This is a genomic window from Gilliamella sp. BG7, from assembly GCF_046635565.1.
GTDB classification, from domain to species: domain Bacteria; phylum Pseudomonadota; class Gammaproteobacteria; order Enterobacterales; family Orbaceae; genus Gilliamella; species Gilliamella apicola_P.
The window spans coordinates 143,188-159,265 of the sequence record NZ_JBIDFB010000003.1; the positions used below are offsets into that span (position 1 = coordinate 143,188).

At 32.6% G+C, this 16,078-nt stretch carries 17 protein-coding genes; 8 read left to right on the forward strand and 9 right to left on the reverse strand.

Features of this window, described 5'->3' with window-relative positions:
* Positions 1–80 precede the first annotated feature (80 nt).
* From ACGH49_RS03555 to fliF, 6 genes are read right to left on the reverse strand one after another with little or no spacing between them, the layout of a single operon-like run.
* Positions 81–1,109, reverse strand: a complete 1,029-nt coding sequence (locus ACGH49_RS03555; RefSeq protein ID WP_411588245.1) for a flagellar hook-length control protein FliK — start codon at positions 1,107–1,109, stop codon at positions 81–83.
* Positions 1,099–1,560, reverse strand: a complete 462-nt coding sequence (gene fliJ, locus ACGH49_RS03560) for a flagellar export protein FliJ (protein ID WP_051634102.1) — start codon at positions 1,558–1,560, stop codon at positions 1,099–1,101. Before fliJ ends, ACGH49_RS03555 begins: the two co-directional genes overlap by 11 nt.
* 12 nt (positions 1,561–1,572) lie before the next feature.
* Positions 1,573–2,952, reverse strand: a complete 1,380-nt coding sequence (fliI, locus tag ACGH49_RS03565) for a flagellar protein export ATPase FliI (RefSeq protein WP_411588279.1) — start codon at positions 2,950–2,952, stop codon at positions 1,573–1,575.
* Positions 2,948–3,718 (reverse strand): flagellar assembly protein FliH, encoded by a 771-nt coding sequence (locus ACGH49_RS03570; RefSeq protein WP_411588246.1) that lies wholly within the window; start codon positions 3,716–3,718, stop codon positions 2,948–2,950. The genes fliI and ACGH49_RS03570 overlap by 5 nt, the downstream gene beginning before the upstream one ends.
* Entirely contained in the window at positions 3,711–4,709 is a 999-nt protein-coding gene (fliG, locus tag ACGH49_RS03575; RefSeq protein WP_065605885.1) for a flagellar motor switch protein FliG, read from the reverse strand. The genes ACGH49_RS03570 and fliG overlap by 8 nt, the downstream gene beginning before the upstream one ends.
* Complete coding sequence (gene fliF / locus ACGH49_RS03580; protein ID WP_411588247.1) at positions 4,706–6,454, reverse strand: flagellar basal-body MS-ring/collar protein FliF; 1,749 nt, start codon at positions 6,452–6,454, stop codon at positions 4,706–4,708. Before fliF ends, fliG begins: the two co-directional genes overlap by 4 nt.
* A 190-nt stretch (positions 6,455–6,644) precedes the next feature.
* Between fliF and fliE the strand changes: the two genes are divergently transcribed.
* Complete coding sequence (gene fliE / locus ACGH49_RS03585; RefSeq protein ID WP_411588248.1) at positions 6,645–6,938, forward strand: flagellar hook-basal body complex protein FliE; 294 nt, start codon at positions 6,645–6,647, stop codon at positions 6,936–6,938.
* Positions 6,939–7,102: 164 nt separating this feature from the next.
* Here fliE and ACGH49_RS03590 read toward each other — a convergent pair whose 3' ends face one another.
* The 3 genes from ACGH49_RS03590 to fliD are packed head-to-tail and all read right to left on the reverse strand — an operon-like array spanning position 7,103 to position 9,286.
* On the reverse strand, positions 7,103–7,450 hold the full coding sequence (locus ACGH49_RS03590; RefSeq protein ID WP_411588249.1) for a hypothetical protein: 348 nt from the start codon (positions 7,448–7,450) through the stop codon (positions 7,103–7,105).
* 12 nt (positions 7,451–7,462) lie between these two features.
* On the reverse strand, positions 7,463–7,843 hold the full coding sequence (gene fliS / locus ACGH49_RS03595) for a flagellar export chaperone FliS (RefSeq protein ID WP_065561657.1): 381 nt from the start codon (positions 7,841–7,843) through the stop codon (positions 7,463–7,465).
* 9 nt (positions 7,844–7,852) lie between these two features.
* Positions 7,853–9,286 carry a flagellar filament capping protein FliD gene (fliD, locus tag ACGH49_RS03600; protein WP_411588250.1) on the reverse strand — a complete coding sequence of 478 codons (1,434 nt, stop codon included), beginning with the start codon at positions 9,284–9,286 and terminating at the stop codon, positions 7,853–7,855.
* A 329-nt stretch (positions 9,287–9,615) separates the two neighbouring features.
* Here fliD and ACGH49_RS03605 point away from each other — a divergent pair, with 329 nt between their 5' ends.
* The 7 genes from ACGH49_RS03605 to flgK all read left to right on the forward strand — a co-directional run bounded on the left by ACGH49_RS03605 (position 9,616) and on the right by flgK (position 16,071).
* Positions 9,616–10,428, forward strand: a complete 813-nt coding sequence (locus tag ACGH49_RS03605) for a flagellin (protein WP_065605875.1) — start codon at positions 9,616–9,618, stop codon at positions 10,426–10,428.
* 142 nt (positions 10,429–10,570) lie between these two features.
* Positions 10,571–11,320, forward strand: coding sequence for an RNA polymerase sigma factor FliA (locus tag ACGH49_RS03610; RefSeq protein WP_411588251.1), 750 nt, complete (start codon positions 10,571–10,573; stop codon positions 11,318–11,320).
* 181 nt (positions 11,321–11,501) lie between these two features.
* Positions 11,502–11,831: a flagellar transcriptional regulator FlhD gene (gene flhD / locus ACGH49_RS03615; protein WP_065605872.1), complete on the forward strand. Its 330-nt coding sequence runs from the start codon at positions 11,502–11,504 to the stop codon at positions 11,829–11,831.
* A gap of 13 nt (positions 11,832–11,844) precedes the next feature.
* Entirely contained in the window at positions 11,845–12,453 is a 609-nt protein-coding gene (gene flhC, locus ACGH49_RS03620; RefSeq protein WP_065605870.1) for a flagellar transcriptional regulator FlhC, read from the forward strand.
* 51 nt (positions 12,454–12,504) lie between these two features.
* Positions 12,505–13,392 (forward strand): flagellar motor stator protein MotA, encoded by an 888-nt coding sequence (gene motA / locus ACGH49_RS03625; RefSeq protein ID WP_065605867.1) that lies wholly within the window; start codon positions 12,505–12,507, stop codon positions 13,390–13,392.
* Positions 13,392–14,285, forward strand: a complete 894-nt coding sequence (gene motB / locus ACGH49_RS03630; protein ID WP_065590618.1) for a flagellar motor protein MotB — start codon at positions 13,392–13,394, stop codon at positions 14,283–14,285. Before motA ends, motB begins: the two co-directional genes overlap by 1 nt.
* 142 nt (positions 14,286–14,427) lie before the next feature.
* Complete coding sequence (gene flgK / locus ACGH49_RS03635; RefSeq protein ID WP_411588252.1) at positions 14,428–16,071, forward strand: flagellar hook-associated protein FlgK; 1,644 nt, start codon at positions 14,428–14,430, stop codon at positions 16,069–16,071.
* Positions 16,072–16,078 lie beyond the last annotated feature (7 nt).

Genomic DNA, 16,078 nt, shown 5'->3' on the forward strand with positions numbered 1-16,078 from the left:
TAGGCAACAAAACATTACCTATTTAAACGTTTCAATTGATTTAAAACATAAAATTGCTCAAAAAATAATAATTTTATTAGTTAAGCAAATATACTAAGTCTAGATTTAATTGATCGACTTTCAACTAGGGATTGCTCAATACTATCGTCTATTATATCAAGTGATACTACTTTCTGGGTTTGATTGCTTTTTGTTTGTTGCGGTGTATCAGATTGTTTTGAATCATTCATCATTGAAAAATCACCGATATTTGTTTGCTCTAGTGTAATACCTTGATCTTCTAATGATGTTTTTAAAAAAGGTAAGGCCGATTCTAACATACCTTTAACAACGCTATGTGCAGCGATCATATGAAGATTCATTTTATCATCATTCATTGCAAACTTAATGTACATTGAGCCTAACTCTTGTGGATGTAATTTTATCTCGGCAGTTTGAATTCCTTGACGATTAAACATAATAATTTGTTCAGTTAATGAAGTTTGCCACTGCATAATATTTTGTGTAGGTAAATTTATTGTCGCTGATCTTGCGCTAATACTAGTTGGTGATAATAGCTGGTTTTGTCCATTGGTATTGGTTAACAAAAATAACTCTTGATTGGTTTGTATTTTCCCGTCATTATCGTGATTATTTGTTATAAATTGAGTTCGATCTACCGCTAATTTTTGCATAAAGTCACTATCATTTTGCATTTCATTTCTATCGTTCAATATAGAAGTAAGTAAATGTTTTCCCTGCTCATTGATTAACGTTTTTGGCGGTAAATTATCGAATAAATTAACATTTAATATTTCAGTATTTTGATGTTTTTTTATTATATCACCATCTTGTACTGTACTTAAAAAAGTCTGTTTTTCTTGCTCAAGAATTTGTATATTAAAAGGATAAATGGCGGTAATTAACATTTCAACATCATTATCTTCCTGCACATCATCGATAACATTTAACTTGGCATTAATTGTTTTTTTATTTTGTTCGACTTGATTTTCACTTAACCTTAATAATTGTTGAAAACAATCATTATTTTTATTCGTTGAATCCTTTTCAACTAGCTCTGATTGATGAGAGGTAGTAAGGTTCACATCATTAATAAGATTAACATTCATTTAATACTCTCCTTGCTAATTGTAACTGTGCAAATTCATCTGTCAGTTTTTGCTGTAACCGATTTTGTCGTTGCAAATATTGGTTATACTGCTTATTTAATAGTGTGGTATATGTGTTTAAGCTTTTTTGTGATTGATTAAGCTGATTTGTAATTTGCTTTTGTTTAATATCTAACGATAACAATAGTTTTTTTTGTTGCTCAATACCTTGTTCAATTGAAGCAATAAACGATTTAAAATTGTTTAACTCGCTACCTTTAATACCTTCAAATAAGGCATTATTTAATTTTTGTTGATATTCAACATAATAATTATTTAAAACATTTAGCTGTGATTGTGCATTTTGATGATTTTCATTTGCTTTTTTTAGTTTTATCAAGTTATCGTCTACCGACTTTTGCGCCAATTTTTTTAATGTTGAAAATGCAAGTTGTGAAGGATTTTTATTCATTATGATATTTCCCTAACGAGCTAATGGTGGCTCAACAATGGCCGCTAATTGTTGATAGGCATCTTGATAACAGCAATGTTCATTAATACCTTGTTGTAAAAATTTTTGCATGGCAGGATATAGCGTTATTGCTCTGTCTAATAATGGATCTGTGCCGGATACATAAGCACCAACATTAATCAAATCACGGTTTCGTTGAAAACTTGAAAATAATTGTTTAAATAATCTAGATTTTTTTTCATCTTCAGGGGCAGTAAGATCTGTCATTACGCGACTGATTGAAGCCTCAATATCAATAGCTGGATAATGCCCTGATTCAGCAAGAGATCGAGATAAAACAATGTGTCCATCTAAAATTGCTCGGGCCGAATCTGCAATCGGATCTTGTTGATCATCACCTTCGGTTAATACCGTATAAAATGCAGTAATTGAGCCTTTCCCTTCTTCATCATTGCCAGCTCTTTCAACTAATGCGGGTAACTTTGCAAAGACTGATGGAGGATAACCTTTAGTTGCTGGGGGTTCACCAATTGCTAAAGCAATTTCTCGTTGTGCCATAGCATAACGAGTTAAAGAGTCCATAATCAATAAAACGTTAAAGCCTTTATCACGAAAGTTTTCTGCAATTTTTGTTGCATATGCCGCTCCTTGTAAGCGTAATAATGGCGAAACATCCGCTGGTGCTGCTACAACAACGGCTCGTGCCAATCCTTCTTCGCCTAAAATATTTTCGATAAAGTCTTTAACTTCTCGACCTCGTTCACCAATCAAACCGACAACAATAATGTCCGCTTGCGTATAACGAGCCATCATGCCTAGTAAGACACTTTTACCAACGCCTGATCCAGCAAATAAGCCCATTCGTTGCCCTTTGCCAACGGTTAGCAAGGCATTTATAGCTCTGACACCAACATCAAGAACCTGATGAACAGGAGTACGTTGTAGTGGATTGAGGGATTTATTGGCTAATCCAGCATACTCAATATGCTCAGGAAATGGTTTGTCATCCAAGGGGGTTCCCATAGCATCAACCACTCGACCTAATAATCCCATTCCCATAGGTAATACTTTATGGTTAAAATGTGTTAGATCATATTGCTTAGTATAGACTCGTGCCCCTAATAAAATACCGTCAGTTGATTCAAATGGCATTAAGTAAAGTGTTTTATCACTAAATCCAACTACCTCACACTCAACGGGCTCAATTCGACCGTCGGTTTGTCGTTCAACCAAGCAGTTAGATCCCAAAGGTAACTTTAGTCCAATAGCTTCTAGCACAAGTCCCGATGCTTTGATCAATCTTCCATATTTGCGGATTAGTGATAGAGATTCAAGTTGTTGTATAGCTTGGTCAATTTTATTTAGCCATTGTGCAGAATATCTCACGTTAATGATTGTCCTCTTTTAGGCTATCAGAGATTATTTGCCAGTGTTGATCGATATTTGTATCAATTTCATTAGTTTCGGTAAATATCTTGCATCCACCCTGTTCTACGTTAGAATCGGCAATAAGTTGCCAATGATGTTGACTGATTTCATCATTCAGTATGGGTTCTAACCACAGTAAATCAGCCGGATTCAGATGCAATGCAATAGGTTCAGGCAAGACTGAACACTGTTCAACTAATGTTTTTATGGTATAAATAAGCTGTTTTTGCTTAGCTTTGGGTATCGTGCCTACTGTTTTTTGCGCAGCAATCAATGCTAAATCAAACAATTTAGGAACAATTAATTCATCAATTTCGTTAATCGAATTTTGAAAATTGGTTATTAAATTAGCTATAGCTTGAACGGCATTTAATTTTTCTTCATTAAGTTGTTGTTCAATGAACTGGCGCCCCTCTTGCTCGCCAATTTGATATCCTTCATCATAACCAGTTTGCTTACCTGCATTGAAACCTTCTTGTTGACCTAAATTAAAACCGTCCTGATAAGCCTGTTTTTTTACATCTTCTTTTAACTGCTCTAACTGTTGTGCCTGATTTAACTCTGGTTCAATTACAACATTATCTATCTCAGTAGTAGTTAGTTCTGTTTCAGGAACATCAGTTTCAACGTTTATAGCAACTTCATTTTTACTTAATTTCGGTAATTCGGATAAAGAGAAATCTTGAAAACTTAATGGTTCCCAATTTAATCTATCGGGCCGATTACACATATTCATCATCACCGCTACTTAGGATCACTTCACCACTTTCTGCTAATCGACGAGCAATAGCCAATATTTTTTTCTGTTCGGTTTCAACTTGAGATAAACGCACAGGAGGTCGATTTTCTAAATCTTCACGTAAGATAGATGCCGCTCGCTGTGACATGTTACTCAATAGTTTTTCTCGTAATTCAACTGATGCACCTTTCAACGCAATTATTAATATTTCATTATCGACCTCTTTAAGTAAGCGTTGAATACTTCTATCATCCACTTCAACAAGATTTTCAAACAAGAACATTTCATCAATAATTTTTTGGGTTAACTCTCCATCATAATCACGCAATGCATTAATAACTTGCTCTTCTTGCTGTGTTTTCATTAAGTTAATAATTTCTGCTGCAGTACGTATACCACCAAGATTATTAAGTTTGATATTTTGACCATGTAGTAAAGTCGATAATGAAGTTGAGAGTAATTGAAGCGCAGAAGGCTCTACTCCTCCAAAAGTTGCAATACGTAACATGACATCATTTCGTAATTCATCATCAAATAGATTTAGAATTTCTGCCGCTAAATCACGATTTAGATGAACTAAAATAGTTGCAATAATTTGTGGATGTTCTTTTTTGACCAAATCAACTGCTCTTGTAGCATCGACATAGTTAAGCATTTCAAGACCATCGGTTGCTTCTTCTTTTCCTGTATCTAATAATTCATCCAGTAAACGTTCGGCTTTTTCACTACCAAGAGATCGACCCAATATTGAACGTAAGTAACCATCTGGATCGGTATTTAAAACAGCGCATTCTTCAAGAGCAACTTGACACTCATTAAGTATACCTTTCAACTGTTCTTGAGAAAATTGAGGTAATGACATCATCGCACTACTAATTTGTTGCACTTCTTTATGGTTAAGATGTTGCATAACTTGTGCCGCTAACCCTTCACCTAACACCATTAAAATCGCAGCTACTTTTTGAGATTCACTTAATATCATTGCTCAGTGTCCTCCTTATTTATCCAATTACGAATAATTAGTGCCATTACACGCGGTTCTTTTTCAACAATTTTCCGTATATGCTGTTGTTGTTGCGTATTATCTTCAAATATTTTTTGCTGTTGTTTACTGTGAGCTTTATAATCTAACTTATCGTCTACGGTAGATTGAGAAACTAATGATTCTCCATTATCAATAAGGAATTTACGTTGTAATTTTATCCATACCGAACGTAAAACCTTACGCCACGCAAACCATAAAATAATAATATAAATTAGATATTTAATTACTGTTTTAGCAGAATCATAAAATTCAGGAGTTTTCCAAAATGCCATATTATCGTTGTCATCAAGTGTTTGATCGGTAAATTTCAAATTTGCAACAGTCAAGCTATCACCACGTAAATCAGAAAACCCCATTGCCTGACGGGCTAATGCCTCAATATTTTTCAGTTCATCACTATCTAGTTTTACCCATTGTTCAGTTATGGAAGATGACTTGTCATTGTCATTGTCATTGTCATTGTCATTATCACTGTCAACATCTTCAGATTTAACATTATCTGGCTCGGTTGTAACGAATCTATAATTCACCAAAACAGCAACTGATAAACGCTTAATACGACCTTCAGGTATTTGACTGTGTATAACCTTTCTATTTACTTCAAAATTAACGGTATTATTTGATTGCAAGCTGTAATTTCCTTGCTTATCGTGTTTTTCAGTCGGTTCTTTTTCATCTTGTTCATCGATTGGCGCGCTAGATGCAGGTACAGGTTGATTAGACAACGCTCCTGGCACACCACCTACACTATAGCTTTTAGCTGATTGACGATTTTCTACTTGTTGCTTACTGCGAATAGTTTGATTAGCAATATCACTATTAGGATCATAAGTTTCTGATGTTGATTCTTGTCGACTAAAATCAATATCAGCATTCACTTGTACCTTGACATTATTTTTACCCAAAATTGGGATGATGATTTTTTCTACTCGTTCACGAATATTATTTTCAATTCGCTCACCAAATTCGAGTTGAGCAACATTTGTGTTTCTATCACGATAACCTTCACCAGTTAACAGGTGACCACGCTGATCGATAATGGTTACTTTATCTGCTTGTAATTCTGGCACACTACTGGAAATTAAATGGATAATGGCATCAATTTGACCTTGTGATAACGATCGCCCAGGAAATAACGTTAACGCCACCGATGCAGAAGGAGATTTCCTTTCCCTGACAAATAAAGAAGGTTTAGGCATCGCTAAATGCACTCTAGCATCATCAATACTACTGATGATGGATATTGTTCGGGATAATTCGCCTTCTAAAGCTCGTTGATAATTTATTTGTTCATTGAATTGGCTCATACCAAAACTTTCTTTGTCGAGCAATTCAAAACCAACCGCCCCACCTTTTGGTAAACCCTGCTGAGCAATACGTAATCGGGTATCGTAAACTTTATCTTGTGGAATTAAGATTGTGGAACCAGAAGACGAAAATTGATAAGGAATATTCATCTTATCAAGCTGGCTAATAATTTCACCACCATCTTTATCATTTAAATTACTGAATAAAACTGCATAAGACTCATCTTTAGCCCATAAATAAATAAAACTAATAATGGCTATTATAATTACAACAGCAATTAACAATGCCATTTTGGTGTTTTGTTTTAGTTGATTTATAAAAGGCAACTTATTTAATATTGATTCACCTTTATTATTGACTGTTTGACTAGCCATTGGCACCCTGACTCTAAATTATTTAGATTAACTCTGTTCGCTATTATCCATGCATTTAAAAAATTCAATGGCAAGAAAAGCGTGCACTTTTTCCCTTACTTAGACCCTTTGTTTTTTAGTTTTTATGATAAATTTAGCGACACATTAACAAAAAACAGAAAAATAAACACAATAAATGAATACAATCAACATGTTAAATTTATTTAAACTTGATAATTTAAATGAATCAACGTCAATTTCCTCAAAAACGAATTTTGCAGATAAAAACTTTGTTTCAGAATTAAAAACCGCTTTAGATAACATCAGTCAACTACAAATACAAACAAATAATGAAGCTAAAGCTTTTGAAATGGGAGATGCAAATATTTCATTGAATGAGGTCATGGTTAATATGCAAAAATCATCGGTTTCATTGCAGTTTGGTATTCAAGTACGCAATAAACTGGTTGCTGCTTATCAAGAAATTATGAATATGAATGTTTAATTCATAGCCTCTATTAGATAATAAATAAAAAGAGATATTTTTTGTGTGGTTGTTTTATGTATGATTATTTATTCTGGCATAAAATAATATATTTAATCAACACAGTAATAGATTTTTATGGCCTTATTATGAAAAATAAGGCCCGAACCAAACGCTTCTAAAATTTATACTAAACTCGCAATTTTTTGGTAGTTTCCTACTTTGTTATGATAATCAATATGTTTACCTATTAAACCTCTAAGCTGAGTATGACGAGCAATTATCAATTGAGTTAGTTGTTGTTGATAACTAAGTATATTCTTAATATACATGCGAACAATGCCTTGGTATTGTAAAGGCATATTTTCAATGGCAGCAAAATCATCGACTAACATAATATTTTCTGATAATTGAAGATATTTCGTTTGCCAACTCAACAATAAATCCCAGTTTTCATCCAGTCCACTAATCAACATTTGTTCAACAATATAGCTAACTTGTTCATATTGCTCTAATAAGTTATTTCCTTGCATAACCATCCTTTTTTACTTAGCAATCTCACGCCACGACTCAGCAATATTGTTAAGTAAATCGTAACAAGTTTGCAGTTTTTCTTGATCATTATGTAAATTAGCTAATAACAATTGTTGGCTAATATAGTGATATAAACGATCTAAATTTTCGGCAATTTCACCGCCTTTTTCTAAATCTAGACAGCTTTTAAGACCATTATCAACAATATTAATCGCTTTAGAAATTGCGTTACCTTTACCGACAATATTGCCTTTTTGAATATACAAGCTAGCCAATTTAATTGCGTTAAGTGCACCATCAAATAATAAGACAATCAATTGATGGGGCGACGCTTGACTAATACGTGTTTCTAAATTCACTTGCTCGTAAGCATGAGAGCCCATTTTATACATTACTATTCTCTATTTTTTTGAATTTGCCATCATATCAAATTGGGTAGTTAAATAATTACTCATACTATCTAATGAGTTGATTAAAATATCCAATTTGGTAAATTGAACTCGGTAACGCTCAATAGTTTGCTCAATAGAACTGCTTACTTGTTCATGCCGTTTATCTAATGATTTTAATGTAGAATTTAAGCCATTGGTTGCTGAATCAATCATGCCATCACTATCAATAAATCCACTCACTTTAGAAAAAATTTCATTAGCAATACCCGTTGTTTTGCCATCACCAGTAAATAATATTGCCACCGCTTCACTGTTTTCACTGAGCGCTTTTTGTAGCTCGCTTTCTTTAATCGTTAACATGCCATTTTTGTCCATGTTAATGCCGATTTGAGCTAAAACAGAAAATTCTCCGTCTTGCCCTTTGGCAAATATTGAGCGAATACTTTGATCAATATTACGTAATGTTGAATCCCCAATAAGCGGACCATTATTGCTATTTAGTTCTTTTGAATTTGTCTCTTCTGTGGTGAATTTTGTTAACGTTGATATTGTTGTTTGTAATTGATTAAATGCCTCGACCCATTCTTTAATGGCTTCTTCCACTTTTTCATTATCCGCTGTTATAGCAAGGTTCTGACTAATTGTTGTGGTCTGTTTTAATGTAATATCCACACCTTGAACTACATCTTTAACAGTATTAGAATTACTGGTTATGGCAATACCATTAAACGAAAATTTAGCATCTTGCGCTTTTGCAACTTCAGTCATATAACTATTGCTGGGTTGATTAATATCAAATCCAATAACATTATTTAACATTTCGTCATCTGATGAAATAGACGTAATGCTTTGCTGTTCACCTGTTTCTTTAGATGTGATGACTAATTGATAACCATCTGCTCCAGAACGAATAATGGCAGCATTCATTGTTGAAGGGCAGGTTGTTCCATCTTCATTAGTAACTTTGGCATTATTAATGGCATTTGCTATTGATTGCAAAGATGTCTCATCCTGAGATAAGGTTACATCAAGTTTTTGACCATTCGCTTGTTCAATAGTAATAGTTCGCGTTTGGTTATCATTACCTAACTTAGCATTTTTATCATTGATCGTCGATGTAGCAATACCATGAGATGTCGCTAATTGATCAACTGTCACTGTATAATTACCTAATGCTGCTTTGCTATTTGCTTTTACCGAAAAATAATTGTCATTTCCTGTTGCTATTCGGCTTTGAAAAAGCTCTTTTTTTTGAAGTTTTTCCGTTGCAGTATTAAATGTTGTTAATGCACTTTTTAATTTACCAAAACCACTAATTTTCGCATTAATTGCTTTTTGCTGAGTTGTAATTGGTGTTAAACGTGTTTTTTCAGCCACTTCTAGTTGATCTAAAATACCATTAAGATCGATTCCAGAACCAATGCCTAATGCGCTCATTGCCATGATTTAATCTACCTATAACAATTATTCAATATTGTTTATATCGGCTGACAATTAAAAAAATTTAGTCTTCTTTTAAATATTTATTTAATAAATTGATAACAATCTATTTTTTTGAATAAAAAATCATTGGGAAATTTTCTAAAAAAATAACACTTTGATTTATTAAATAATATTATTTTAATTTGCAACTAAACTGCTACTATAAAAAAATAATCATCAAAAATATTAAAGTTCCCTGTTTTGTTACCGATAAGTTATTTGTCAGCAAGAATATTGAATTAAATTTAAATATCTTGTTGATTTTAATATTTATATTATTGGAGATAAAAATGGCACAAGTAATTAATACAAATACAATGTCTTTAATGGCAAAAAATAACCTTAACAATTCTCAAAGCGTTCTTAGTACTTCTATTGAGCGCCTTTCATCAGGTATGCGTATTAATAGCGCAAAAGATGATGCAGCAGGTCAAGCAATTGCTAACCGTTTTTCATCAAACATCAAAGGATTAACACAAGCTGCTCGTAATGCAAATGATGGGATTTCACTTGCACAAACTACTGAAGGTGCATTAAACGAAATCAACAACAACGTACAACGTATTCGTGAATTAACTGTTCAAGCGGCAAATGGTACCAACTCTGAAAGTGATTTAGTATCAATTCAAAATGAAATTGCTCAACGTCTAGATGAGATTGATCGTGTTTCTAACCAAACTGATTTCAATGGTTCTAAAGTATTATCTGAAGATAAAACACTTAAAATTCAAGTAGGTGCAAATGACGGCGAAACTATTGAAATCAATTTGAAAAAAATTGATAGCACTGAACTTGGTTTAAATGGATTTAACGTATCTGATTCACCAACAGAAGATCCATTAAAAACAATTGATTCTGCATTATCAAAAATTGATGCATTAAGAGGGCAACTAGGTGCGGTACAAAACCGTTTCGAATCAACTGTAACTAATATCAATAATACTGTCAATAATTTAAGTTCTGCACGTAGCCGTATTGAAGATGCTGATTATGCAACAGAAGTATCAAACATGACTCGAGGTCAAATTTTACAACAAGCAGGTACTTCAGTATTAGCACAAGCTAACCAAGTACCTCAATCTGTACTTTCTTTATTACAATAATTCTGAATCTCATTTCTGATTATCCTAACTTTGTCATATAGTCATAACAGCATTTTATAATGCTGTTATGACTAATAATGATAATTAGCTATTTTTTAGCCCTTTATTCAACCCATTAAATTTGCTAACCATCGTCATAATAATGTTAGACATTTTTTTTAACATTGGTTCAAAAATGGATGATAGCTTATATAACTCACGCGGTGTAATACACAAAATCGATTGGCAACAATATATTCATTTGGTGCGTAATGAAGCTTTAAAATTAGCAGTTCGTTTACCTGCAACAGTCGAACTAGATGATTTGTTACAAGTTGGCTATATCGGTTTATTAGACACAATAAAACGTTATGATACATCTCAAGGAAGTACTTTTGCTACATTTGCCATACCGAGAATTAAAGGTGCAATGCTTGATGAACTACGTAGTCGTGATTGGTTGCCAAGACAAACCCGTAAAAAAATTAGAGATGTTACAACAGCAATTAATGAATTAGAACAGAAGTTAGGTAAAACTCCTAGCGATTATCAAATTGCCAAATATTTAAAATTGCCTATTAGTGAATACCGAAAAATTTTATTAGATTCAAATAATAGCCAAATATGTTCATATGATGAAATCCATAAAAAACTGGGTGACAGCATTGATACCATTATTAAAAATGATGAAGATAATAATCCTTTTTTAGCAATAATAGATGAGGAAACTCGTAATACAATTATTCAACAAATTGAAAAACTACCAGAAAAAGAAAAACTTGTTTTATCACTTTATTACCAAGAGGATCTCAATTTAAAAGAGATTGGTAAAGTAATGAATATCAGCGAATCAAGAGTAAGCCAATTACATAGCCAAGCTATCAAAAGAATACAAAGTAAAGTTAATTTTTAGAAAAGATAAAAAAATAATTAAAATAAATTGTAATTAAACGAAAAAATAATTGAAATTATTTTTTTATTGACCTTTTGCGTTTAAAAATGTAATTTTAGTCATAAAAAAATGAAATAAATTTAATTTTACTAATTATTCGTTTTTTTATGCGGATAAAAATAGATATAGATTGGTGACTAAATTGGGAAATTTATTAGATGACGATATTCTAAAATGTATACATCATTTGAACCTATCAACACTACTATTAAGCCAGAAAATGATTGAGAAAGACAAAGTCATGGCAATGTATCGATTAGGTATTGATGAAGAAACGGCAGATATACTTAGCCGTTTAAACACCTCTCAAATGTTGATTCTATCAGAAACAAATCAATTATCTTTTCAGTTACGATTTGAAAATGCTGAAATGATGAAAAAACTTACTGAAGAATCTCGCGTTAGAGATATTAAACAGATGCATACAGGAATTCTTTTATCAAGTTTGCTATTAGATTCAATCAATAAGTAGCTAAGGAACTAAGATGACAAGTACAAGTATTATTCAAAAATATGAGGAAACTCAACTCGCTATCAAATTGATTTCCTTAGGAGGGAGAATCCAAATGCTGGAAAGTGAAACCAACTTAAGTCGAAATAAACTTATAAAGCTTTATAAAGAGATTCAAGGTTGTCCTCCACCTAAAGGTTTATTACCGTTTTCAACCTCGTGGTTTATGACATGGGAACCTAATATCCATGCGAGTATTTTTTATAACGCATACTATTATTTAGTTAAAAATGGTCTAAAATCAGGCATTCAAACTATCTTAAAAGCCTATCAACTTTATTTAGAGCAATGCCAATTTTCATCACATAAGGATAAACCTGTTTTAGGATTAACCAGAGCGTGGATATTAGTCAAATTTGTCGAAAAGAAAATAATGCAACAATCATGTTGTAACGCATGTCGTGGACGTTTTATTACACACGCTTATCATCCACAAAATACTTTTACTTGCAGTTTATGTCAGCCTCCGTCAAGGGCGGATAAAAATAATAAAACACAAAAAGAAAATGACGAAAAATGCATGAAAGTGTTATCGAAACCGAGTTATTTAAATTCATCAGTTGCCAAACAGATCACTGCTTAAATAAATATTAAAGAAATTCAGCTGTTATTTTATGGAGAAAGAAAAAAGTCAATGCTAATAATTATAGGATATATTGTAGTGATCGCTTCGGCGCTACTTGGTTATGTACTCAGTGGTGGTTATTTAGCCGTACTATTTCAGCCACTCGAATTACTGATTATTGGTGGTGCTGCAATAGGCGCTTTTATTGTTAGTAATGAACAAAAAACAATAAAAGCCACACTTAAGTCTTTAAGTCAATTGTTTAAAACATCCAAATATAATAAGAATCTATATTTAACACTCATTAATTTTATGTATACCATTTTGACGAAGATTCGTCAAAATGGAGGACTATCCATTGAATCAGATATTGATAATCCTCATGAAAGTGAATTATTTAAACAATATCCACTTATTTTAGCTAATCCAAGAATTTGTGATTTTATCACTGATTACTTACGTCTTATGATTAGTGGCAATATGGATGTATTTGAAATAGAAACACTGATGAGTGAAGAAATTGAAACATTTGTCCACGAACTTGAAAAACCTGTAGATGCCATTTCAGGGATTGGTGATGGTCTACCAGCATTTGGGATCGTCGCTGCTGTAATGGGCGTAATTAATACACTTGCTCAAGCTGATAGACCAGCAAGTGAACTCGGTGAGCTTATCGCTCATGCTATGGTAGGAACTTTTTTAGGGATTTTGCTTGCTTACGGTTTTGTTTCGCCATTAGCTGCTTTATTAAAACAAAGAAACGCCGATACAGTGAAAGTTCTAGAATGTACCAAAGTAATACTTATTGCCAGCATGCATGATTATGCTCCACAAATTTGTATTGAATTTGGGCGAAAAACGTTATTTTCTCATGAAAGGCCATCATTCTTTGAATTAGAAAAATACATACAAGAAGTTAAAGACAAAAAATCTAATCCAAATGAAAATAAAAAATAATGAAAGATAAATCTGTAAGAATAATTATAAAGAAAAAATCAGGGCATGGTGGTGGACATCATGGTGGTTCGTGGAAAATTGCTTATGCCGACTTTATGACTGCAATGATGGCACTATTTTTAGTCATGTGGTTAATTTCTACATCTACCCCTCAAGAACTGAAAGGTATTGCTGAATACTTTAGAACCCCTTTAATTCTTGGCTACAATGGTGGTAAAAATATTAGCGATAGTGAAAGTCCGATTCCTGGTGGTGGTGATGATGTTAGTAAACAACTTGGTGAAGAAAAGAGTTATCATTCTACCCTATCACAAAATGAAGTTGAAAAACAGCAACTTGAAAAAATACAGATGATTGAAGCGGCACGTAAAATTTATGATATTTTTGAAATTGATGAACGTCTAAAGAAATTAGCACCTAATCTTATTATTGAATTAACTGAAATGGGGTTACGGATTCAAATTTTAGCTTCAGATGATAAACCCATGTTTGATGTTGGTAGTACAACCATTGATCCTAATATGCAAGAAATTCTGCATGCATTAGCGCCAATTATCAATTCCTTACCAAATAAAATCACTTTGTCAGGCCATACTGATGAACGCCAATATACAACAGGTGATAGAGGATATAGCAATTGGGAACTATCTGCAGATAGAGCTAATTCATCAAGAAGGGAGCTTATAGCTGGTGGATTAGACTCAAATAAAATTATTCGAATTATTGCACTTGCCGATACAGTGAATTTAAACAATCCTAATTACAGTAAAGATGCTAATCGTCGTATCAGTATCTTAATTTTGAATAAAATAGCACAGCAGTATATTGAAGAAGAAAATAACATGACCGGAACCGATTTTCTAAGACAATCACAACGGACTAAATCAGAATAAATTTATTTTTGAAAAAATGTATTTATTTGAAAACTTTTTTAAAACACGCATAAGAATTATTAAAGTTTTGTGAATTTAACCCGATATAAAAAAGACTTATTTTAATTGATATTATGAACTCAAACTATATTGAGAGGATTTTATGGCGAATTCATTAATGAATACTGGTATTAGTGGGTTAAATGCAGCACAAAATATGCTGAATGTAATAAGTAATAATATTAGTAATGCTCATACAACTGGTTACAATCGTCAACAACAAATTTTACGCCAAGCAAATGGAACTCAGCATAGTTTTGGGTTTGTCGGTAACGGTGTTTGTATATCATCTGTTAATCGCGCCTTTAATAATTTTGTTGTAGGACAACTACGACAATCACAATCACAAAATGGTTCTATCAAGGCTTATTATAATGAATTATCTAAAGTAGATAATCTGTTAGCAGAGAATGACAATAGTATTTCATCTCAAATCAATAATCTTTTTGCCAGTTTAAATAAACTTGCATTAAATGCTAGTGATGCATCGACAAAACAAACTGTTATTAGTGATCTGACATCTTTAACTAGCCAATTTAATAAAACAGAAACAAATTTAAAGAACCAAATTGCCAACGTTAATACTGAATTAAATAGTAATGTTGATAAAGTTAATACCTATACTCAACAAATTGCCGAACTTAATCAAAAAATATCACAACTACAATCGGTAGGAGGCGGAAACGAACCTAATGCATTACTTGACCAACGCGATCAGTTAGTCAATGAATTAAGCGAAATCATTAATATTACCGTTACTGAACAAAATGGACAATATAATCTTTCGCTCGCTAATGGTTTAAATTTAGTTCAAGGCTCTTCTATTAACTTATTATCGGTACAACCTTCAACAGATGATCCTTCTTTAAATACTATTATTTATACTCACCCTTCAGGTGCAACACAAGAATTGACAAGCCAAAACATTACATCAGGTACATTACACGGCTTATTAACCTTTCGTGATGGACCATTAACCGAGGCCCGCAATCAACTAGGCTTAATTGCATTAAATTTAGCAGAACGTTTTAATGAAGTGCATATGTCGGGTATTGATATTAATGGTAATCAAGGTGAAAAGTTGTTTGATTACAATCATCCTAGTTGTGTCACGAATACTAAAAACCAAGGTAATGCTTCAGCCAAAATTGAGTTTAATGCTTTGAATGAAGTAAAAGCTTCTGATTATAAAATAGAATTTGATGGTAATAATTGGATCGCCACAAGATTATCTGATCATCAGCTCATTACTCCTGAAATCAAAGATGGTAAATTGTTTTTTGATGGACTGACTATTGAGATAAGTGGTAATGCGGTTAATGGAGATTCGTTTATCATAAAACCTGTTGCCGATATTGCTTCGTCATTACAACTGCTAGTGAAAGATGTAAATAAACTAGCAACAGGTATTAACGATGAAGAAAATGGTGCTGGTGATAATCGCAATGTAACCAAATTATTAGAAATCCAACATGAAAAACTTGTTAATGGTACAACAACATTAAAAAGTGCTTATACCCGCTTAACTAACTATATTGGTAGTGAAACTCAAACAGCAAAAATTTCTGCTCAATCAAGTAAAAATATAACTCAGCAAATTTATGAGCAAAATCAATCGATTTCAGGGGTTAATATTGAAGAAGAGTATATCTCTATGCAGGTTTATATGCAGTATTACCAAGCGAATGCCAAAGTAATTGATGCGGCAACAACACTATTTGATACCATTTTAGGTTTAACTAAATGATTAAAGG